Origin of the sequence: Gallintestinimicrobium propionicum (assembly GCF_025567525.1) — a bacterium.
Taxonomy (GTDB): Bacteria; Bacillota; Clostridia; order Lachnospirales; family Lachnospiraceae; genus Gallintestinimicrobium; species Gallintestinimicrobium propionicum.
In genome coordinates this window covers 53,701-72,114 of the sequence record NZ_JAOQJY010000002.1, presented here as the reverse complement: position 1 = coordinate 72,114, position 18,414 = coordinate 53,701, and the positions used below count along the sequence as shown (strand labels likewise).

Sequence of the window (18,414 nt, the reverse complement as noted above, 5' to 3'; positions counted from 1 at the left end):
AGGTGGCTTTTGGCAGAACGGTTTGCGCTTAGAATTCTCGCAGAAGGTATACAGATTCAAGCCGCCAGGCAGGGCCTGTCAGCCAGAAGCAGATTCGCTAACGCAAATATGATATTGAATTTGGCTCGTTGCTTTTCGAGCCCTCGGTATCGCGTTTTCCGAAACCCTAGTTGTTTTTTGACGATGCCAAATACGTGCTCCACCTTCGCACGGCCAGAAGATTTTGCATGTTCTGCTTTCTTGGCCGCGTACTGGCCGCTCTTACTCAGTTTCTTTAGCTGGGATGGACGACGGTTGATTTTGTATTTGATTTTGCGGCCAGACTTATTCCGAACGATTGCGTCCTCACGCTTTCCGGAGCCGAGATAGCCGCTGTCACCGTAAACGACCTCTTCCTCACCAGTCAACAGTGATGAAGCCTGCGACACGTCATGAACATTGGCGGGTGTCGCCGCCAATGTGTGGACCAGTCCGCTGTCCTTATCTACGCCGATATGCGCTTTATAGCCAAAGTGCCATGTATTGCCCTTCTTGACCTGATGTGCATCCGGATCCCGCTTCTTCTCCTTGTTCTTGGTGGAGGATGGCGCGGAAATGATGGTGGAATCAACAATCGTTCCCTTTTTCAGGATCAGACCCTGTTCCGTCAGTGCAGCTACGACCTGCGTGAACAGCTTCTCCTGTAATCCGTTTTTCACCAGCAGGTTCCGGAAGCGGCCAATGGTATCCCCATTCGGCACCTGGTTGCTTGAATCAACGCCGCAGAAATCCGAAAACGCCCGGCTGTCGATTGCTTCTGCCGCTGTCGCTTCGTCGCTCAAGTCATACAGATTTTGCAGCAGATACAGCCGCAGCATGGTCTCCAGCGGATAGGGTTTGTTGCCGCGCTCTCCTTTATAATAGCACGGCTAAATCAGCGCAAGCCATTCCTTCCACGGGACGATCCGCTCGATCTGGGCAAGAAACTCTTTTTTCTTTGTCCATATGACAATATCAAACGTTCTGCAGATGTTCTTGCATTGTATTCCAGTTTCCATTCTTTGCTGCTTCGTGGTGGATGATTAAAGAGTCTTGGGTTGTCATCTAACACCAAGTGGACGGTGCGACCATATTTAGCGTTTGAGCATGGGTTGTCACAGGTACAGGAAATCCAACCGCCTGTATGACTGATCTTCGGACATTTGAATTTCATGCGTCCTTTCGCAACTTCGATACCATCGCGCCGCATTCGGTGCCCGGCTGGGCAGACAGGAACCCCGTCGTTATCAATGGTAAAATCATTTTTATAGACAGGTGGTCTTCCAGCTTTGCTGTTAAGATCAATAAATGGTGTGATGTTTTTGCGCCTAAAGTATTGATAGTAAGGCATGGCATCATGTGCGGAGTCTAAAAGTACTTTTGATACTTGGTAATTTGGAAGGAATGATTTCATTCGAAAAAAAGCCTGAAGGAATCCATGTGAATCATGCTTTGAAGCACAGGAATAATGGGGAAATACGGGGAGATCACTCTGTGAATCGATCAGCATATATAAATCATATCCATGATAAAAGCAGTCGCGAGAGGAATCCCAGCCGATGTCACAGTCAGGCTGAGAAAAGTACCGGTCACAGTTACAGTCAGAGATGCCATTTTCCTTACATTTGCATATGCATTTTTTGCGTTCTCTGTGCGAAGTGACAACAGGAGTCCCATCATCGGCAAGGGCGAGATTATCCTTATGGATAAGACCCTTTTCCACGGAGACATCCAAAAATTCTTTTCGATAGATTTTAAAGAGAGAAGCGTAAGGCTGGTCGTTGATGGAAAAAGATGTTTTTTCCAACTGTGGCAGAAGGGCAGCAACGGTTATTTTTTCAACCGAAGCGGCTTTTTCACCTTTGGCATGTGGCTTTTTCACTTTTGTTTTCATCGGATGGATATGAGGGGACATATGGGGATCATCAGAATCCCATAAGCGCTTCATAAAATCATAAAAAGTACCAACACCCGGAGTGTCACCAACCTGAAAACCACTGAGGATGGCAAAAAGAGGGTTTATTTTAAGCTGGGCAGCCCATTCGGTGATAGAGGAAACTTTAAAATCAATGGATAGCAGGTAAGAGCGCTGCATACAGGAAGGAGTTCTTGGGGCAGGACCAAACCTGGAATATTTATCAGCTAAAAGAACATCGGTATCCGACAAATCCAGATACCAGAAGCGTTCAATGATATCCCAAGTGGAACGTGCAAGGGCATCAGGATCAGTATAATATTTACGAAGGTTTTCAATAACAAAGTTTTGATAATCGGCATGACTGCCACAATTAACAGGTAACAAAAAATCGCCTCCAATCGAAAAATGTACTTTTGATCAAGGGCGCGAAGCGCCGCATTTTTCGGTATATTTGTCAAGCGATTTAGGCAAAAAAGTGGGGGATTTTATAAAAAGAAGGATCTGAAAGCCTTGATTTTACTGGGCTGAAGATTCCGAGAGATTATTATATTATACTGGAGGATTTATTGAATGGACAAGTACATTTTAGATGAAAGCAATGGTTTATGGTATGAACTGCAAGGAGATTATTATATCCCTTGTCTTACCTTATCAGCCGAAGAAGAAAGACCTATTGGCATTTGGGGACAGCGCCACAAACGCTATCTAAAAGAATATAAAAATGTTACCTATACAACGCTCCTGATAAGTGGTAAATTGAACAGCTATCTCGTTGACATTAACGAACAAGCACAGGAACGTTTAGAAACACTTATCGAACAAATGAAACAGGCGCAGGGTGTAACAGAGCAGTTAAAAGCTGAAAATGCTTTTGAATGGATTGGAAGAATGAATAACATTCGAGCTTGTGCTGTGGAGATTGTGAACACGGAAATCATTTACGCATAAGGCAAAGCGGCAGGGAGCAATCTCTGCCGCTTTGCCTTTAGGAAAACAGGAAAGTTATAAATATTTCACTTACTCTATTGACATTCATAAGTCGAGGTGATATATTTATAACATCGTAAGTGCGAAATATATAACACGAGAGGAACCTAATATGAATAAAAAAGTATCTTTAAAAGAAATTGTCGGAACTAAAATTGTTTATGCCATCATTCTTACATCCTACTATTGGATGTGGGCAAGAACCGATTGGGAAGACTGGTATTTAACAGCACAGTATGCACTTGGCGGTGTTCTCATTGCTTTTTTCTTGTTTCAGTATGTGAGAATTAAGAATTACAAGAAAGAAGGCGTTGACGAAATGGCAGAACAAAACTTGAAACGATGTGACTCAATTTGCTTAAAATTATTTGTTGGTGTAATGGTTGTAGTTGCTTTTGGTGCTGCCATTCTCGGTCAAGCAAATGCCGTCAGTACAGGATTTATTGGGTGGACGATTGTTTTGTCAATTTTGGTTTTATCTATTATTCGAACAGTGATATTTGTGGTTATGGATAGCAAGGGGGTGTAATATGGCTCTCATTACAAAAATCAAAGAATACCGAGAGAAGGCAGGATATAAGCAAAGTGAACTCGCTGAGATGGTTGGTGCAAGGAGAGAAACTATTGTTCACCTTGAAAATGGCAGATATAATCCTTCTTTAAAGTTAGCTATGGATATAGCGAAAATATTCAATGTGGCTGTCGAAGAATTGTTTGAATTTGTAGATAGCGAAAAGTGAAGAGTTTTTTATAAAGAAGCAGTAAATGCTGTCCTAAAACTATGTACTCCGCCGTGTATGGGTAAAGCCATAGCGGCGGTTTTTCTTTGCCGAAGTTACCTGTCTCTGTCAAAGGATTTCTTTTTGTGAGACTGCTGTTTGCCCTGTTCCTGAAGCTGTAAACTGAAAGTTTCTGTTTTATTCCTGACCTTCTCGTATAAATGGTTCGTGAATCGCAGGATTTAACAATTCAGCATAGGCTCCCACTTTTCTAAATGTATTACCCATCATTTCTCTGCCTCGGTATTCTCTTATCTTATCCATATCGAACTCTGCATAAAAGATACCTTCGGAACAGTCATCAGCCACCAAAATGGTATTATCAACACATTCACCATTTTCATCCCAACATATAGGACTGTACGCACACGAACATCCCGCATTGACCCCATTGGGATTCGCCATTGCGATGCCCACCATATTCTCATATGCTCTTGTGGATAACGCCTGCAATCTTGGTTTCATAGAACCGCAATCGTTGGGAACGAGGATAATTTCCGCACCTTTCATCATAAGAATTCTCGCACTTTCGGGATACTCTCGGTCATAGCAAATCATAATTCCGATTTTGACCCCATCAAAATTACATACCTTAAATTCTTTTCCTTCTTCGACTTCTTTTTCATCTGCAAAATCACAAGTATGCACTTTTGAATATTTCATCAATATATTTCCTTGCTTACTAATAACAAATGCAGTATTTTGAGGTTTCCGTTCTCCTTTCGTAAAAGAAGTCAAAACCACGCCCATATGATACTCTTTCGCCAAAGCGCATATATTTTGAATTACTTCGTTATCGTCGGATATGCTTTTTTCGTAAGTCATCGGCAAATCATAACCAGTAATAAAACACTCTGGAAGCAAAAGAATATCTGCGTTATTTATTGATGCTTTTTTCATAGCATGATGTATTATATCTACGTTTTTACTGATATTAGCATTCTCTGACCGAGCTTGCAAAATTGCTACTTTGAAAGTCATTCTATTTCCTCCATCAAATTCTAATTTTCTTTATTGTAGCACTGTTTAAAAAGTGATACAACATATAAGAAGGACAGGGCTCAATCAATGCCCTGTCCATATCATTATGCCATGAATGCATCAGCTACCAAGGCTCCAGCCTATCCGCAAATACAGTTCATAATTAGGCTTATCATCATTTCTTTTTCATCTGGTTTTGATTCTGCAATCATAATCGTCAGTGCCACAAGTGTATGATCGTCAATCAGCTTGTTTCCATCAGCAAACAGGATGCCATTTTTATCAAGGAAATACAGAAACATTGTTGCTGCGATTCGTTTGTTGCCATCGGAAAAGCTGTGATTCTTTGTTATGAAATACAAAAGGTTTGCTGCTTTTTCTTCCAGTGTCGGGTAGATATCCTGCCCCGCAAAGCTCTGGTAGATATTACCGATGCTACCCTTAAAGGAATCATCCTTTTCATTGCCAAACAAATCGGAATCAGCCGAAAATTTCATACTGTCAATAACTTGTCTGCATTCTTCATAGGATAATATATAGACTGTTTTGTTTCCATCTGGGCGTTTCATTGTCTGGTGATCATAATCATCCAGTAAGTCCAAAGCAAGACTGTATTTTTCAATTACGGAAAGTACCTGTTTAGCATCCAGACTGTTTTCTGTCCGCTTCATAATCCGTATTACCTCACCGAGTTGGTTCATACGGCTAGTATTTACAGCATATCCCTGAATTATGTATTCCTTCAGGATAGAGTTTGCCCATTTACGAAAAGCGATGCCCTGCTTTGAATTGACACGATAACCGACGGATATGATGACATCGAGGTTGTAGAAAGCAACTGGCTGAGTGACACCAGCAACACGCATTTTTTGCGTGTTGCTCTCTCGATCCAGTTCTCCATCGGCAAAAATCTTGTTGACATGCTTTCGAATGGTTTTTTCGTCTCTGCCATAAAGAAGTGCCATTTGGTTTGAAGACAACCATACGGTTTCCAGTTGTGGAGATACATTTACTTCCAATGCCAATTCTCCATTTTCAAATAAAACTATCTCATCTTTTTCACTGATCATTCGAAATCCTCCTTTTTCGCCCGACACTTATATACATTATACTGATTTTTACATTGCGGAGAACAGAACTGCACATTGGAGCGGCTGGCTACAAATATCTTTCCACAGTGCTTGCACAGTTTCAGCGTAGAGTTTTCATCCGTTATCATAAAGGAAAACATCATCTGAATGGCAAGTAAAAGAGAATGGAAATCCCATACAATAGTGGGCTTATCCAGTAGTTCTATATGGTAGGTCGGTGCAATGCCGCCGAAACATTCCATTCCTTTTCGGTACACATTACGTTCTGCTTCCTCCAACGCATCATAATCTTGATAATACAGAAAGCTGGTAACAAAGGTAAAAGCCCAGTCAGAGAATACCGTGGTAATCCATTCATAGCTTTCAGCATATTCCTTTTGAAAGCTCATAAGCACTGCTTGTGGCTTATCTTGTAAAGTCATAATTACCGCAAACATTTCCTGGCTATCTGTATTCCACATAGATTCCCGACCTTTTTTTACAAAAGAGATCTTGTCAAAAGGAAAGAAGTAGGCGAGGTAATCTTCCGTAGAAAGTGTTTCCTGCCTGATGAAATGATTCTTTGGAAGATACACCGCATCATAGGTGATAAATTCCGGTGTGGTTGGAAGTGCGGTCATCAGTCCCAGAAGTCCAAAGTGTTCTGCAAAATTTTGAATCCTCTGTTTTAGTTCTTCCATAGAAGCTTTTTCTGCATAACATCAAGACCAATTCCAAGAGCGGTCAGTACCAGTTCCTCATACTCCTTGATGGGATTGTAAAGTGACATTACGGCTTCTTTTGCCGGAGTAAGGTACAAAACGCCGTCAGTCGATTCTTTCCATTCATATTTATCATAACGTACCCAGTGAGCACTGGTGCGTTTAAAAATGTTATCCATATTTCTGATGCCTCTGTTTCGTCATAAATGTCTATTTTTATTGTGAGTAATTGCTATAAGTAAAATTCGATTACAAGGCAATCATGTCATCTATCCATCCGTACTGCAATGTCTTTCTAAAAAGTTGCGTTCTTTCATAGTTGTTGACAGTCCGTTATCACATTTATACTGCAAAATCGGAATCAGTTTTTTATGAATCTTCCTTAAAATTGCAGACCTCGTGATAACGCTCACGTCTTTCACAGTTTTTGTTCTCTTTATCTATGCGTCAATGACATCTTCAAAATCCCCCTGTGTTCTGGCAGCAGCTTCCATTCTTGCAATGGCAGCTTTTCGCAGGTCTCTTTTTAATATCAGCCGTTCGGCAACCTCAGGTTCTGCCTGTTCCAGTAAATCCTCTTCCGGGATGACAGCATCTTCTTTAATTTCCTCTTCCAGTGCAATCGTCCATTTATAATGTTCTTCTTTTTCTATCGTATCATCTGATCCCGGATTATCCGAATCATCAAAATAAAAATCTTCTCTGCTCTCCATATAAAAATCCTTTTTCAAAAAATCTTTTCAAAACAGTTCCGTTTTGCATCGGAATTTTCTCCTTTAGATGAAGGGGTAATTGCTCTAGTTAAAACAGATTACTCAAATTCAAGAAAGAAGAAAACGGAAAATGAAAAAAGGAACGATTTACATTTCCATTCGTGCCCCAACTGCTATGCATTTATTATAGCAAACAAACGTTCGATTATCAATTACTTATTGAAGTATGGAGGATTTTTTATGGAAAAGAAACAGAATGGGGAAAAGTATACCAGCACTTTTACAAAAAGGATTGGAAAAACCACCTATCATGTCAATGTGCATTTTGCAGAAGACACAACGGATACCGTAGCAGATAAGCTGCTGCACCTGATGGGTACAGTGGCACTTACAGATGAAATTTCATCAGCTACTGATGAAGCAGAAGCAGTTTAAAAGGAGGAACAATCTTATGGTTAGAACACAGAGAAGTATTGAGGAACGCAAGAAACGCACTCATCTGCTGTGCCAGATTGGAGGAACCGTGGAAAAGGTACTGGATCGTCCGCTAGTGGAGGAAGATGTGATGCGTCTTTTGAATTTTCTAAATCAGCAGGAACGAAATGGAAAATATTTTACCAGAGCAATGGAAAAGTGCCCGGATACGGGCAGTGAAATGGAAGGTACTGAGAATGATTAACACAGTATCTTCTTTTATATGTTGGGAGTTGCAGAGGCAGAAATGCTTTTGCAATTTCCTTAGAGGAGGGGCGGCGGAAAGATGTTTATGCAAAGGTTTTTGCAGCATTTTTATTGACTGCTACTGTCTTTATTGGAATTGTTCTGCTGGATTTTATTTTGTGCAACTTGGTTTACGGAATGGATGGCTTTACCAACATGACGGGGATAGTACTTGGAGAGAAGATGTTGCGGGCTGTATATCAAGTGAATTTCCCTCAATACTTAGTTAGACTATTATTATTTGGACTGCAAGGACTTTTCCTTTTGTGTGCAATTACATTGGTCATATCAGCTAATTATAATACTTCTTTTGCAACTGTGATTGTATCGGCAGTTTGTTGGGGAATGCCTGTGATTCTTAGGATGTTCTTAATGGGAATGAGCGCAATATTTATTTATGCGACACCTCTTTTTCTTGTGATGCATGGATGTCTTGATGATGTGTATGGTGCAGGGGGAATTGTCCTGTGTATAAGTCTGCTTACAGGAATTATTTGTACAGTAGTTGGATTTTTAAAGTATAAAACGAAGGAAGCTTAATAAATGTAATTAAAAAGAAATCGTATTGATAGAACAACAGATTAACAAAGATGTGCTTAACAATGCTAAACTCATCGTTAAGCACATTTTTTTCGAGAATCTGTTACTGGATTTCACTTATGTTCAGCACATTTCAAACTATCTTTAATACTCCGTTTACCACAATTCAAGACTGGCCTCTGCATCTACTCTCATCTGTATCCGAACAAGCATCAGGAAGTAGTATATATGATGCAGAATCAGCACCGTTTGGACGAAACCGCCACCCCGGCAGCCATGTTAAATAACACGGGGCCAAATGCTACAAAGTTCAAAGTCGTAAGTCCAAACGGTATTATGAGCTCAAAACAAGCCCACGAGAAACGAGGGGCATGAGATGCAAAAAGCTCAGCCCCTTGTAAACAAAGGGCTGAGACAATATTTTGAATAATATTTAATTACTCGATAACTGTAGTAAAACAACTGCACCGACAAACAATAGAATGCACGCTCTGCGAGCATTCTATTGTTATGTCACCCTTCCCTGTTCTCCATCTCGCCGAGAAATTTCTTCACCGCTGCAGTCACTTGATCAAGATGTTCATCGTAGCAGTGTGTGTCTCCGGGAATCTGTACCAGCTCCGCATTTTTATATTTTTTCGCTGCATCAATGGAATATTCTATAGGAACTGCCTCATCTGCATCTCCATGAACCAAAAGCACCGGCTTTTCATATTTGCGGATCGCCTCGTCTACATCCAGAAGCTGTGCTGTGCGGATATAATTGCCGCTCAGATGCCGGTCTCCCCATTCCAGCATATCAGGAACATGCTCCGGATCAAAGGGCTGACCAAGCAGATTTCCTTTTCTCGCACCATCCGGGATTACAATTGCAGGAGACAGCGGAATCGCTGCCTTAAAATCATCCGCCCGCATTCCTGCTGCCAGCATTGTAAGCAGTCCGCCTTGGGAATGTCCGCAGATATAAAGGTCTGTCACAAAATCCAGCGTCTTTGCATAATCCGTCACAGTCATGGCATTGTTAATCCACTTCATCAGATTATGCTGTTCAAAGGCACCACCGCTTTTTCCATGTCCGTACAGTTCGACGCGCAGTGTCGCAAATCCGATTTCATTCATTGCGCTGGAAACAGCAGTGATGTGCCGTTCCTCCATATTGCCGGTTAAACCATGAAACACGATAACCAGCGGGCACTTTTCTTTTTCCTCCGGCATGTCCAGCTTTGCATGCAGCTGAATACCGTCGTCTGTGATATGAAACTCTTTCATACTATATTCCTCCTTTCCAGGATGACTTTTGCAGCCCATTTTCCTGTCCATTTTTTATAGTATACCACACTCTGCGGCAGTGCAGGCAAAAAACGTCCTGCCGTGCAAAATTCTCCGCCACGGCAGGACACAAAAAGTCCTCCGGACAGCTTTCTCCATCCGGAGACTTCCGGATTGTGTCATATATTCTTTCTGCAACTTCGCCGCACCGATATCCTTATTGTCATAAACAACGTCTGCCAGCGCGCAGATTTCTCCCATCGACAGTTCCGATTCCTGCGCTGCGGTAATCTCTGCACCTCTCGTGTATACAAGATGCGTTTCGATCTCTTCGATTTTTTGAAGCCGGGAAAGCAGCTCTGTCGCCAGTGGAATTCCGCTGCCGCCACTGATTCCCACAATCAGTCTTTTTTTCATCCATGCACCATTCCTGCAAGCATATTGACAGCCGGAGTTACGCAGTCATTCCAGAAAATTGCGATCGGGAAAATCAAAACCATAGCCGGAATCATATCCGCTACCGGAAACTGCTTGATCTTGCACATTGTGAATTACTCGGCAACTGAGTTACCAGAGCATCTGAATTAAGGCGGGATACCGCCTTTTTTTCAGGGTGCATCCATGACACCACTACTGTTTGCTCTTTAGAGCTATACAGCTACTTTTATTATTTCCGGTGTTTTCAGTCCGGTTACGGACAGTTCTCTTTTTACTCCGGATACGGAGTGATATTTTCTCAGGATATTATATGCGCCTACGGCATCTGCGTTATAGGTTCTGTTTCCATCTCTGTACAACCCTCTCTCTTTCCGTTTGGACGGCTCTGCATATCTTTTCTCCACTTTCGCTGACAGCGGACTGCACTGGCTTGTATAACTTTCTTCCTGTTTTATAAAACGGATCCCATATCTTTTCAGCTTATATTCCAGCATGATGTAGATCCTGTTATACGGCAGGCTGTGGAACTTCTGGTTTGTCCTGTGCCCCAGGTCTTTTTCTCTCCGGATATTCCGGATATCCCCTGCAACAACACAGGTGATCCCCTGTTCCCGGCAGTATTCTGCAAGATATCTTGTGACTTTGTGCAGGTAATCCGTTACTGAGTCATGTTTTCTCTTATATAACTTCCTGATATGTTTTGATGTAGCCAGATACTTTACTCCCTTTCCGGACTGCTGCCCATGCCACTGGGCCTGCACCCTTGCGATCTCTTTATAGAAATATCTTTCCAGTGCAAGGTACTTCCTGCCCAGAATAAACGTCTTACCGTTCCCGGAATCATAACACGTCATAAGATTATGGAGTCCCAGATCAATGGACAGTTCATGTCCGTTCTGTGGAAGTTCTTCCTGGTCAGGTACCTCATAAACAACAATAATTTTACAATTTCCCTTCTCCGGCGGATAGATCCGCAGCTGTTTGATCTGATCCATGCCCCTGAAAATCTTATTTTCAAGGTAAAGAAAGTTTTCATGGATCTGATACGTTTCTTCCATATATTTTTTTAATGCCTTTGGAAGGGACAGGCGGACCCTGCCCGTATCCCGCTCATGCACGATTCCCATCTGCATATAGGTAATGGGGATACTTTCCTGCTTAAACCGCGGCGGTCTGGGAGTCTCAATCCCCCCGGTTCTTTTCAGGGCATAAAAAGACTTCCATGCCTTGTCCAGCAGCTTGCAGACTTCCTGGGCAGTCTGGGACGGGAGCTGTTTATACCACAGATCCTCTTTATGGGCTTTTTTCTGATAATACCAGTCCGGATACTGCTCTATCCCAGTTTCTTTGTAATGCTGACGCTCGTAATTACAGACATTCCAGAGCTTGGATGCTGCATAACACATATGCCCGATGAGGTTCGCATATTCCCGGCTGACCTTTATGAATGTTTTCTTTGACAGCAGCATTTCCTCTCCTCCATAGTATCAGTACGCTTTGCTCTGATGTTCGATGTACCTGCGGATATTTTCTTCCGATACAGATCCGACCGTTTCCACATAATAGGAATGGTTCCACAGCTCCCCTTTCCAAAGCTGGTTTCTTATTTCCGGAAAACATTCGAAAAGTTTCCTGCCAGAGATCCCCTTCAGGTATTTCATGATCGCAGTTATGGATAATTTCGGAGGGGCTGACACAAAACAGTGTACATGGTCTCCTTCTCCACATTCAAACAGATGGACCGTAAAGCCCTTATCTTCTGCGATCTCCTGCACCAGTTCCTGCAGATATGCCTCGACCTCCGCACTTAATATATTCCGCCGGTATTTTACCGACCATACCATATGGTAATTAATATTGCACACACAAGTGCGATAATGTATAAGATTTTCTTTCATGCATATAGTATACTATGATATCAAAAATTTCGCAATAAAACATCGAACATATATTCTTTTTATGATGCTGGATACAGCTTTTTATAGGGAGAAATTGAATGAAAACCGTTTTGTTATTTTTATTTATTATGAGTGCAGATATGCACAGTTTGCGCTTTCATCTCGGTAATTGAATTGCCGAGGATTCCCGCTTATTATCCTAAAAGAGTTATCCAGCGAAGATTTTGTGATCTTAAATCAGGGCACGTTGCTGCATCAGCTCTTTCTTTCTCTCTGCGCTTCCTGTGGTTTCCAGCCGAACATCGTCCTGGAATGCAAGCACATGGATTCCATTTTTGACCTCGTCTCACAGCATATGGGGATTTCCCTGCTGACAGACCGGCACTTCGATGCCTCCGTTCGGACAAGCGCCGCTGGGCAGCATTTAAAACTCATCCCGCTGGCCCCTGCCCTATACAGTCAGACGTATCTGTGTTATTTAAAAAATACGATACTCAATGCGACAGCGATCGCAATGCTGGAATATATGAAGGAGTATATAAAATCCGTTTAACGGACGAGGTCTTTTCTTTTATCAGTCTCCGCCAAGCTCGCCCGGTGCCTCATACAATAGAATGCACGCTCTGCGAGCATTCTATTGTCATGCATTAAAAAAGAACCAGTAAGAAATGTTCTTATCTGGTTCCATCATAGCATCTGAGGTGTCCCATAAACACACCTCGCAGCACAAATTTATGCTTGATGTAAATTTTTAAAGCGCTGTCCCTGACCCGCGGCTGCAATTTCTCCAATAAATCAATGCACAGTCCCCACATACCGGTCTGCTTCCCGGCGTACATAGCATTCTTTTATCGTTTCTGACTCCATCATCTCCAGAACGTACTCCATCCCTGATGCAAGTTTTTTTGCCTTCAATTCTTCCAGCGAAATTCAGTATACCCGTCCTTCATCGGAGCTTTCCAGTTCGCCGTAAAAAGTGTACGCCCGGTAGAGCGTTATCACATGATGTACGCCGTCTTTATGCCAGTGGTACAGCCCGCGAAATTCCGGATTTTCGATCGTAAGTCCCGTTTCTTCCCAAACCTCCCGGATCATAGACTGAAAAAATAATTCTCCTGGTTCCACATGACCGCCTGGAAAGGTCGTTCCGGTGTAGCTGTCGTTTACTTTATCCAGCGCCAGCACATTTCCTCTGCCGTCCTGAATCATGCACATGTTCATGAAACGGACTTTTTCGAGCCGTTTTTCTGATGTTTCGCCCAATGGTCGTTCCCTCTTTTCGTAAATCAGTATTCTTTGGTGATTTCTTCTGTTATCCCGTACATGGCCCTGAAAGCGTCAAGATCGGCTGCGCTGCAGATCAGCATCACTTCTTCGAATTTCCCGGTATGGAGATCCTTGAAGCCGGCAACTTGTTCCCCATTGCAGATACTGGCTTTCATCACAGGTTTTTGTGTGTCTTTATCATAGGATTTTGCAGATGACTTTTTCTTAAATAGTGACATAGCTGTTTCCTGCCTTTCGTCATCATTGTACTATAAACTCCGTAAAAAAGGTGATGCAAAATCCCCAGTTTTCAGGATTCTGCATCACCTTTTTCAATTCATGACAATAGAATGCTCGCAGAGCGTGCATTCTATTGTTTGCTGCCAAAAGTTTCAAAGCTTGCTTCCTTACCGTTCCAGGCTGTTTAACCACTGACGGCCAACCTCGATCTGACGATGTACCTCAGAAGGTGCCGTTCCTCCGAAGGATACGCGGGCATTGACACAGGACTTGATGCTGATGTCCCCCAGCAGCTCTTTGGTCACGCGCTTGTCGATCGCCTGCAGCTCTTCGTCTGTCAGATCTTCAAGGTCACAGCCCTTCTTCTCACATGCTTTTACCATATGTCCTACGATAGCATGTGCTTCCCGGAACGGAATGCCCTGCTTTGCAAAATGCTCTGCAATATCCGTCGCATTTAAGAATCCTTTTCCAAGCTGTTTTTCGATCTGATCCATCCGGAATTCGGTCTTGTCCAGCATCTTTGCAAAAATATCAATCGTCGCTTTCCAGGTGTCGATCGCATCGAAAAGGCTCTCCTTATCCTCCTGGAAGTCCTTGTTATAAGCAAGCGGAGTTCCCTTCATAACGGTCAACAGCTGCATCAGATCGCCGTATACACGGCCAACCTTGCCACGGATCAGCTCTGCCATATCCGGGTTTTTCTTCTGGGGCATAATGCTGCTGCCGGTGCAAAAGCTGTCGTCAATTGCGATATAGGAAAACTCGGAAGAGTTCCACCATGCAAATTCCTCCGCCCAGCGGGACAAGTGCATCATGGAAATGGAAGCATCGCTCAAAAATTCCAGGCTGTAGTCCCGGTCGCTGACTGTATCCATGGCATTTTCCGTCGGTGCAGTAAAAGAAAGCAGCTCGCTCGTCAAATGACGGTCGATGGGCATCGTTGTTCCTGCCAGTGCACACGCCCCCAGCGGATTATAATTCAGACGCTCCAGCGTATCCGTCAGACGTTCCATATCTCTTTTAAACATCTGGAAATATGCCATAAAAACAAATCCGATCGTGATCGGCTGTGCGTGCTGAAGATGGGTAAAGCCTACTGTAATCTTATCTTCATATTTTTCCGCCTTTTCCAGAATTACGCTTTCCAGATAGCACAGGCTGTTCAAAATCTCATAAATTTCTTTTCTCAGATACAGGCGGATATCTACCTGACACTGATCGTTACGACTTCTGGAAGTATGGAGCTTTTTTCCCACGTCTCCGATTTTGTCGATCAGACGGCTCTCGATGCCCATATGGATATCTTCGTCTTCTACGGTAAACAGGATCTTTCCTTCCGCAATTTCTTTACGGATTTCTTCCAGACCTGCGATGATCTGATCTTTTTCCTCATTGGATACGATGCCCTGCTTTCCAAGCATGGTCACATGCGCGATGCTGCCGTCGATGTCCTCGTTATACATTCTCTGGTCAAAGAAAATAGATGCATTGTATTTTTTTACAATATCATCCATGTCTTTTTCAAATCTTCCGCCCCATAAACTTGCCATTTGTAATTACTCCTTTATTTTGCTGAAACTTTAATGACCATGAATCTTTTTTATGGCAGCTGCAGCCCCTCTGAGCATATAGCTTCCTACCACGATGAATAATTATACATTTTCAATGTATATTAGTCAAGAAATGTGCAGGTAAAAATCCTAATCCATACAGGAATACTTAAATCGCCAGCAGGTTCTTAATGGCTTCCATGTATACCAGCACAGCTTCCTCCATGCCGGATACAAGGATATACTCGTCCGCACCATGAATGCGATAATCGATTCCGAGCTTTTCAGGACCGAAGGCGATGATATTTTTCAGGGACTTCGCATAGGTTCCGCCGCCGATGACCATCGGCTCGTTTGCGGTGTCGCCAGTCACATCCACATACGCCTTGTACAGGGCTTCTACGAGAGGGGACTCTCTCGGGAAAAATAATCCATCGCCGATGTCCAGAATCTCGATCCGTCCGTTCTCATCCTCCAGCTTATTCTCGCACAGCCTGCGGACCTCGTCGGGCTCTAAGGTAACCGGAACACGGATATCAATCGTGCAGGAAATCACGCCGTCCTGAGTTTTAACGATACCATTGCAGAACGTCAGGTCGCCATAAGCATCGGAAACCTTTAAGCCGATACCGGAGCCGTCGCAGGCAGTTCCGAGATGGGTATTATAAAAGGTGACAAAATCATCTTCAAAGCCTGCCTTTTCCAGACACTCAAAGGTTACACCTGCAGCATTGACCCCCAGCGTCGGCGTGCTGGCATGTGCAGGCACTCCCTTTGCATAAATCGTGATCTCTCCGTTTTCTTCTGTCACGCGGTACTCCTGAAGCTTCGTCTCAGCCAGCTCTTTTTCCAGCTTTTCCTTCAGACCTGCTGCCGCAGGAATCACTGTCGTGCAGGAATCGCAAACCGCATTTGTAACAAAACCGCCGTTCATGGAAAGGATCTTCGTATGTTTGGAATATGCCATCATTGACATGTGTCCCTTTTCGCCGTGGATGCAGGGGAAGTTCGCGTCCGGCGTAAAGCCGCAGGACAGTTCCTCTTCCACTTCATTATAATACGCCATGCACTTCGAACCGGTTTCCTCATTACAGCCCATGATCAGGCGGACTCTTTTATTTAACTTCACGCCGGAATCCCGCAGCAGCTTCATCGCATAAAGTGCTTCCAGAACAGGTCCCTTGTCGTCGGTCGTTCCACGGCCGTATACATAATCGCCCTCACGGGTCAGCACGAAGGGATCGTGGGTCCAGTCGCCACCCACCGGCACGATATCAAGATGTCCGGCGATACCGATAATCTCTTTTCCTTCGCCCATCTCTGCATAGCCGCAGTAGTTGTCCAGATTGACCGTCTGAAAGCCGAGCTCGTCAGCGATTTTTAAGCCAACCTCAAGGGCTTTTGCCGGGCCTTCGCCAAAGGGCTTGCCTTTTTCGGGCGTGCCGAGCTGGGAATCCACCGCAACCAGACGTCCCAGATTCTGAATCATTTCCTCTGACAGTTCATGAATTTTTTCTTTTATATCCATAAGTTCCTCCATAAAAACTTTTTTTGCAGGCGCTTTCCAGCCTGGCTTTACTCCTGCAGAATTTCCGGTCCCTTCGCGGTCAGCAGGCACAGACCGCGCGGCGTAATGCGCAGCGTCGGAATGACGGGAAGTGCCAAGAACGATAATGTGATGAACGGCTCGATATCCGCCGGAACGCCCATTTCATGCGCTTTTTTAATCATCCGGCCTAAAGTCTCATTGACGGACTCAAACCCGGCGTCGCTCATCAGTCCCATGATCGGAAGCGGCAGCGTTTCGAATACCTCGCCGTTTTCCACAACGGTATAACCGCCCTGCGTTCGGATGATTTCGTCCACTGCCAATGCCATGTCGCGGTCATTGTCCCCGATGACGATGATGTTGTGGGAATCGTGGGATACAGAAGATGCCACTGCGCCGTTTCGGATGCCGTAGCCCTTTGCCACTGCAACGCCGATTTTTCCGGTATTATGATGCCGCTCCACAGCCGCAACCTTGGAATAGCCGTCCGTCGGAACATAATTTGCCGCAGGCTGCAGAGAAACCGCCAGATCCTCTGTGGTAATCTGGGACGGATTGATGCCGATTACATGGGTTTTCTTTTTTCCAATCGGAAGCACAAACTGCTCTGCCTTCACCTTGTCGAGGTGTACCGTATGTTTCAACGCTCTGCCGCACGTTTTTACACGGATCGGCGCATTCCGGTCTACAAGCTTTCCTTTATAGAATACATCTGTCACATTCAGATCCTGCAGATTATCCAGCACAACAAAGTCCGCCTGGAAGCCCGGAGAAATCGCACCCAGATGCTTTAATCCGTAGCATTTTGCAGTGTTGATCGTCGCCATTTTGATCGCCTGAACCGGATTCATGCCGAGGGAAACCGCAAGCTTTACGTTGTAGCTGATATGGCCGTCCCGTAAAATATCCTCGATATGCTTGTCGTCCGTACAGAAGGAAAAATATTCCGTATCGATTCCGGTGCGGACAATGCCCTCTACGATATCCTTCAGGTTGTGGGCTGCGCTGCCCTCGCGGATATGGACATGAATGCCGCGGCGCACCTCTTCCAGCGCGTATTCAAAGCTGGTCGCTTCATGGTCGGTATCCACCCCCGCCATCTTGTAAGCGCTCAGCTCCCGGTTCGGCAGATAGGGGGCATGTCCGTCAATCGTCCGGTTTTCAAACAGCAGCAGTTTGGAAAACATGCTCTCGTCGCCGTTGATAACCCCCGGATCATCCATCACTTCCCCCAGTCCCAGAACCCGCGGATTGCGGACGTACGGATACATATCGTTTGCGGAAAAAATACCGCCGTTATCGTCCACATGCGTCGCCGGTACACAGGACGGCATCATGACATAGACGTTCGCCGGAGATTTTTCCGTCTGATCAAGAATATAGTCAATCCCGGCCGCACCGCTGACATTCGCCGCCTCATGGGGATCTACGATAAATGTCGTCGTCCCGAAACGTGCCGCCGTGCTGACCAGCTCGTTGGGCGTAACCATGGTGGATTCCAGATGCAGATGTGCGTCGATAAAGCCCGGCGCAAGATATTTTCCACCGAGGTCGATCTCCTTTTTTCCGCGGTAACGTCTCGACACCCCCGCGATCAGACCGTCCTTGACTGCAACGTTTGACTCCACGATCTCCCCTGTAAATACATCCACCAGCTTCAGATTTTTTAAAACCAGGTCCGCCGGCTGCTTTCCAAGCGTGACCTTTGAAATTTTCTGATACAGTGCGTAATCCATATACCCTCCCATTCTGC

General features: G+C 44.3%; 24 protein-coding genes and 1 pseudogene. 8 read left to right on the top strand and 17 right to left on the bottom strand.

Features of this window, described 5'->3' with window-relative positions; all coding sequences use genetic code 11:
• Window positions 1-56: 56 nt before the first annotated feature.
• Window positions 57-986, bottom strand: a pseudogene (locus OCV62_RS02410) (IS5 family transposase).
• A complete protein-coding gene (locus OCV62_RS02405) occupies window positions 914-2,320 on the bottom strand; it encodes a hypothetical protein (RefSeq protein WP_262584942.1) in 1,407 nt (468 codons plus the stop codon). The pseudogene OCV62_RS02410 and the gene OCV62_RS02405 overlap by 73 nt, the downstream one beginning before the upstream one ends.
• A 186-nt stretch (window positions 2,321-2,506) precedes the next feature.
• Here OCV62_RS02405 and OCV62_RS02400 point away from each other — a divergent pair, with 186 nt between their 5' ends.
• The 3 genes from OCV62_RS02400 to OCV62_RS02390 all read left to right on the top strand — a co-directional run bounded on the left by OCV62_RS02400 (window position 2,507) and on the right by OCV62_RS02390 (window position 3,663).
• Complete coding sequence (locus OCV62_RS02400; protein ID WP_262584941.1) at window positions 2,507-2,884, top strand: TnpV protein; 378 nt, start codon at window positions 2,507-2,509, stop codon at window positions 2,882-2,884.
• A gap of 151 nt (window positions 2,885-3,035) precedes the next feature.
• A complete protein-coding gene (locus OCV62_RS02395; RefSeq protein WP_262584940.1) occupies window positions 3,036-3,452 on the top strand; it encodes a hypothetical protein in 417 nt (138 codons plus the stop codon).
• A gap of 1 nt (window position 3,453) precedes the next feature.
• The gene (locus OCV62_RS02390; RefSeq protein WP_112779153.1) at window positions 3,454-3,663 is read left to right on the top strand and encodes a helix-turn-helix transcriptional regulator; all 210 of its coding nucleotides are present in this window, start codon (window positions 3,454-3,456) and stop codon (window positions 3,661-3,663) included.
• Window positions 3,664-3,840: 177 nt separating this feature from the next.
• Here OCV62_RS02390 and OCV62_RS02385 read toward each other — a convergent pair whose 3' ends face one another.
• The 5 genes from OCV62_RS02385 to OCV62_RS02370 all read right to left on the bottom strand — a co-directional run bounded on the left by OCV62_RS02385 (window position 3,841) and on the right by OCV62_RS02370 (window position 7,188).
• A complete protein-coding gene (locus tag OCV62_RS02385; RefSeq protein WP_262584939.1) occupies window positions 3,841-4,683 on the bottom strand; it encodes a carbon-nitrogen hydrolase family protein in 843 nt (280 codons plus the stop codon).
• A gap of 140 nt (window positions 4,684-4,823) precedes the next feature.
• A complete protein-coding gene (gene rhuM / locus OCV62_RS02380) occupies window positions 4,824-5,753 on the bottom strand; it encodes a RhuM family protein (protein ID WP_262584938.1) in 930 nt (309 codons plus the stop codon).
• Complete coding sequence (locus OCV62_RS02375) at window positions 5,750-6,454, bottom strand: hypothetical protein (protein ID WP_330667194.1); 705 nt, start codon at window positions 6,452-6,454, stop codon at window positions 5,750-5,752. The genes rhuM and OCV62_RS02375 overlap by 4 nt, the downstream gene beginning before the upstream one ends.
• Window positions 6,442-6,654, bottom strand: coding sequence for a hypothetical protein (locus OCV62_RS18780; protein ID WP_330667193.1), 213 nt, complete (start codon window positions 6,652-6,654; stop codon window positions 6,442-6,444). The genes OCV62_RS02375 and OCV62_RS18780 overlap by 13 nt, the downstream gene beginning before the upstream one ends.
• A 261-nt stretch (window positions 6,655-6,915) precedes the next feature.
• A complete protein-coding gene (locus OCV62_RS02370) occupies window positions 6,916-7,188 on the bottom strand; it encodes a hypothetical protein (protein WP_262584937.1) in 273 nt (90 codons plus the stop codon).
• Between the two features lie 240 nt (window positions 7,189-7,428).
• On the opposite strand from OCV62_RS02370, the gene OCV62_RS02365 reads away from it, so the two are divergent.
• The 4 genes from OCV62_RS02365 to OCV62_RS02350 all read left to right on the top strand — a co-directional run bounded on the left by OCV62_RS02365 (window position 7,429) and on the right by OCV62_RS02350 (window position 8,823).
• The gene (locus OCV62_RS02365) at window positions 7,429-7,623 is read left to right on the top strand and encodes a transposon-encoded TnpW family protein (RefSeq protein ID WP_262584936.1); all 195 of its coding nucleotides are present in this window, start codon (window positions 7,429-7,431) and stop codon (window positions 7,621-7,623) included.
• A gap of 16 nt (window positions 7,624-7,639) precedes the next feature.
• Entirely contained in the window at window positions 7,640-7,867 is a 228-nt protein-coding gene (locus tag OCV62_RS02360; protein WP_262584935.1) for a DUF3847 domain-containing protein, read from the top strand.
• Window positions 7,868-7,980: 113 nt separating this feature from the next.
• Window positions 7,981-8,448, top strand: a complete 468-nt coding sequence (locus OCV62_RS02355) for a hypothetical protein (protein WP_262584934.1) — start codon at window positions 7,981-7,983, stop codon at window positions 8,446-8,448.
• A 228-nt stretch (window positions 8,449-8,676) separates the two neighbouring features.
• Window positions 8,677-8,823, top strand: coding sequence for a hypothetical protein (locus OCV62_RS02350; protein ID WP_262584933.1), 147 nt, complete (start codon window positions 8,677-8,679; stop codon window positions 8,821-8,823).
• Between the two features lie 138 nt (window positions 8,824-8,961).
• Here OCV62_RS02350 and OCV62_RS02345 read toward each other — a convergent pair whose 3' ends face one another.
• From OCV62_RS02345 to tnpA, 5 genes are all read right to left on the bottom strand, one after another.
• Window positions 8,962-9,717, bottom strand: coding sequence for an alpha/beta hydrolase (locus tag OCV62_RS02345; RefSeq protein WP_262584931.1), 756 nt, complete (start codon window positions 9,715-9,717; stop codon window positions 8,962-8,964).
• Window positions 9,718-9,771: 54 nt separating this feature from the next.
• Window positions 9,772-10,134: a flavoprotein gene (locus OCV62_RS02340; RefSeq protein WP_262584930.1), complete on the bottom strand. Its 363-nt coding sequence runs from the start codon at window positions 10,132-10,134 to the stop codon at window positions 9,772-9,774.
• Window positions 10,131-10,262, bottom strand: a complete 132-nt coding sequence (locus tag OCV62_RS02335) for a hypothetical protein (RefSeq protein WP_262584929.1) — start codon at window positions 10,260-10,262, stop codon at window positions 10,131-10,133. The genes OCV62_RS02340 and OCV62_RS02335 overlap by 4 nt, the downstream gene beginning before the upstream one ends.
• Window positions 10,263-10,367: 105 nt before the next feature.
• Window positions 10,368-11,624, bottom strand: a complete 1,257-nt coding sequence (locus OCV62_RS02330; protein ID WP_262584927.1) for an RNA-guided endonuclease InsQ/TnpB family protein — start codon at window positions 11,622-11,624, stop codon at window positions 10,368-10,370.
• 18 nt (window positions 11,625-11,642) lie between these two features.
• Window positions 11,643-12,053, bottom strand: coding sequence for an IS200/IS605 family transposase (tnpA, locus tag OCV62_RS02325; RefSeq protein WP_262584926.1), 411 nt, complete (start codon window positions 12,051-12,053; stop codon window positions 11,643-11,645).
• Window positions 12,054-12,222: 169 nt separating this feature from the next.
• Here tnpA and OCV62_RS02320 point away from each other — a divergent pair, with 169 nt between their 5' ends.
• Window positions 12,223-12,606 (top strand): LysR family transcriptional regulator substrate-binding protein, encoded by a 384-nt coding sequence (locus OCV62_RS02320; protein WP_262584925.1) that lies wholly within the window; start codon window positions 12,223-12,225, stop codon window positions 12,604-12,606.
• 377 nt (window positions 12,607-12,983) lie between these two features.
• Here the strand turns inward: OCV62_RS02320 and OCV62_RS02315 are convergent, their stop codons facing one another.
• The 5 genes from OCV62_RS02315 to ade form a co-directional block, all read right to left on the bottom strand.
• Window positions 12,984-13,316: an 8-oxo-dGTP diphosphatase gene (locus OCV62_RS02315; RefSeq protein WP_262584924.1), complete on the bottom strand. Its 333-nt coding sequence runs from the start codon at window positions 13,314-13,316 to the stop codon at window positions 12,984-12,986.
• 23 nt (window positions 13,317-13,339) lie between these two features.
• Window positions 13,340-13,558, bottom strand: a complete 219-nt coding sequence (locus OCV62_RS02310; RefSeq protein ID WP_262584922.1) for an aspartate dehydrogenase — start codon at window positions 13,556-13,558, stop codon at window positions 13,340-13,342.
• A 168-nt stretch (window positions 13,559-13,726) separates the two neighbouring features.
• Window positions 13,727-15,112, bottom strand: a complete 1,386-nt coding sequence (gene argH / locus OCV62_RS02305; RefSeq protein ID WP_262584921.1) for an argininosuccinate lyase — start codon at window positions 15,110-15,112, stop codon at window positions 13,727-13,729.
• Window positions 15,113-15,281: 169 nt separating this feature from the next.
• Window positions 15,282-16,640: a M20 family metallopeptidase gene (locus OCV62_RS02300; RefSeq protein ID WP_262585074.1), complete on the bottom strand. Its 1,359-nt coding sequence runs from the start codon at window positions 16,638-16,640 to the stop codon at window positions 15,282-15,284.
• Window positions 16,641-16,687: 47 nt separating this feature from the next.
• The gene (gene ade, locus OCV62_RS02295; RefSeq protein WP_117962956.1) at window positions 16,688-18,397 is read right to left on the bottom strand and encodes an adenine deaminase; all 1,710 of its coding nucleotides are present in this window, start codon (window positions 18,395-18,397) and stop codon (window positions 16,688-16,690) included.
• Between the last annotated feature and the right edge of the window lie 17 nt (window positions 18,398-18,414).

What these genes read in the sequence shown, in the direction of transcription:
- OCV62_RS02400 (WP_262584941.1), top strand. Translation starts at nt 2,507, where the DNA reads ATGGACAAGTACATTTTAGATGAAAGCAATGGTTTATGGTATGAACTG.
- OCV62_RS02395 (WP_262584940.1), top strand. Translation starts at nt 3,036, where the DNA reads ATGAATAAAAAAGTATCTTTAAAAGAAATTGTCGGAACTAAAATTGTT.
- OCV62_RS02390 (WP_112779153.1), top strand. Translation starts at nt 3,454, where the DNA reads ATGGCTCTCATTACAAAAATCAAAGAATACCGAGAGAAGGCAGGATAT.
- OCV62_RS02385 (WP_262584939.1), bottom strand. Translation starts at nt 4,683, where the DNA reads ATGACTTTCAAAGTAGCAATTTTGCAAGCTCGGTCAGAGAATGCTAAT.
- rhuM (WP_262584938.1), bottom strand. Translation starts at nt 5,753, where the DNA reads ATGATCAGTGAAAAAGATGAGATAGTTTTATTTGAAAATGGAGAATTG.
- OCV62_RS02375 (WP_330667194.1), bottom strand. Translation starts at nt 6,454, where the DNA reads ATGGAAGAACTAAAACAGAGGATTCAAAATTTTGCAGAACACTTTGGA.
- OCV62_RS18780 (WP_330667193.1), bottom strand. Translation starts at nt 6,654, where the DNA reads ATGGATAACATTTTTAAACGCACCAGTGCTCACTGGGTACGTTATGAT.
- OCV62_RS02370 (WP_262584937.1), bottom strand. Translation starts at nt 7,188, where the DNA reads ATGGAGAGCAGAGAAGATTTTTATTTTGATGATTCGGATAATCCGGGA.
- OCV62_RS02365 (WP_262584936.1), top strand. Translation starts at nt 7,429, where the DNA reads ATGGAAAAGAAACAGAATGGGGAAAAGTATACCAGCACTTTTACAAAA.
- OCV62_RS02360 (WP_262584935.1), top strand. Translation starts at nt 7,640, where the DNA reads ATGGTTAGAACACAGAGAAGTATTGAGGAACGCAAGAAACGCACTCAT.
- OCV62_RS02350 (WP_262584933.1), top strand. Translation starts at nt 8,677, where the DNA reads ATGATGCAGAATCAGCACCGTTTGGACGAAACCGCCACCCCGGCAGCC.
- OCV62_RS02345 (WP_262584931.1), bottom strand. Translation starts at nt 9,717, where the DNA reads ATGAAAGAGTTTCATATCACAGACGACGGTATTCAGCTGCATGCAAAG.
- OCV62_RS02340 (WP_262584930.1), bottom strand. Translation starts at nt 10,134, where the DNA reads ATGAAAAAAAGACTGATTGTGGGAATCAGTGGCGGCAGCGGAATTCCA.
- OCV62_RS02335 (WP_262584929.1), bottom strand. Translation starts at nt 10,262, where the DNA reads ATGTGCAAGATCAAGCAGTTTCCGGTAGCGGATATGATTCCGGCTATG.
- OCV62_RS02330 (WP_262584927.1), bottom strand. Translation starts at nt 11,624, where the DNA reads ATGCTGCTGTCAAAGAAAACATTCATAAAGGTCAGCCGGGAATATGCG.
- tnpA (WP_262584926.1), bottom strand. Translation starts at nt 12,053, where the DNA reads ATGAAAGAAAATCTTATACATTATCGCACTTGTGTGTGCAATATTAAT.
- OCV62_RS02310 (WP_262584922.1), bottom strand. Translation starts at nt 13,558, where the DNA reads ATGTCACTATTTAAGAAAAAGTCATCTGCAAAATCCTATGATAAAGAC.
- argH (WP_262584921.1), bottom strand. Translation starts at nt 15,112, where the DNA reads ATGGCAAGTTTATGGGGCGGAAGATTTGAAAAAGACATGGATGATATT.
- OCV62_RS02300 (WP_262585074.1), bottom strand. Translation starts at nt 16,640, where the DNA reads ATGGATATAAAAGAAAAAATTCATGAACTGTCAGAGGAAATGATTCAG.
- ade (WP_117962956.1), bottom strand. Translation starts at nt 18,397, where the DNA reads ATGGATTACGCACTGTATCAGAAAATTTCAAAGGTCACGCTTGGAAAG.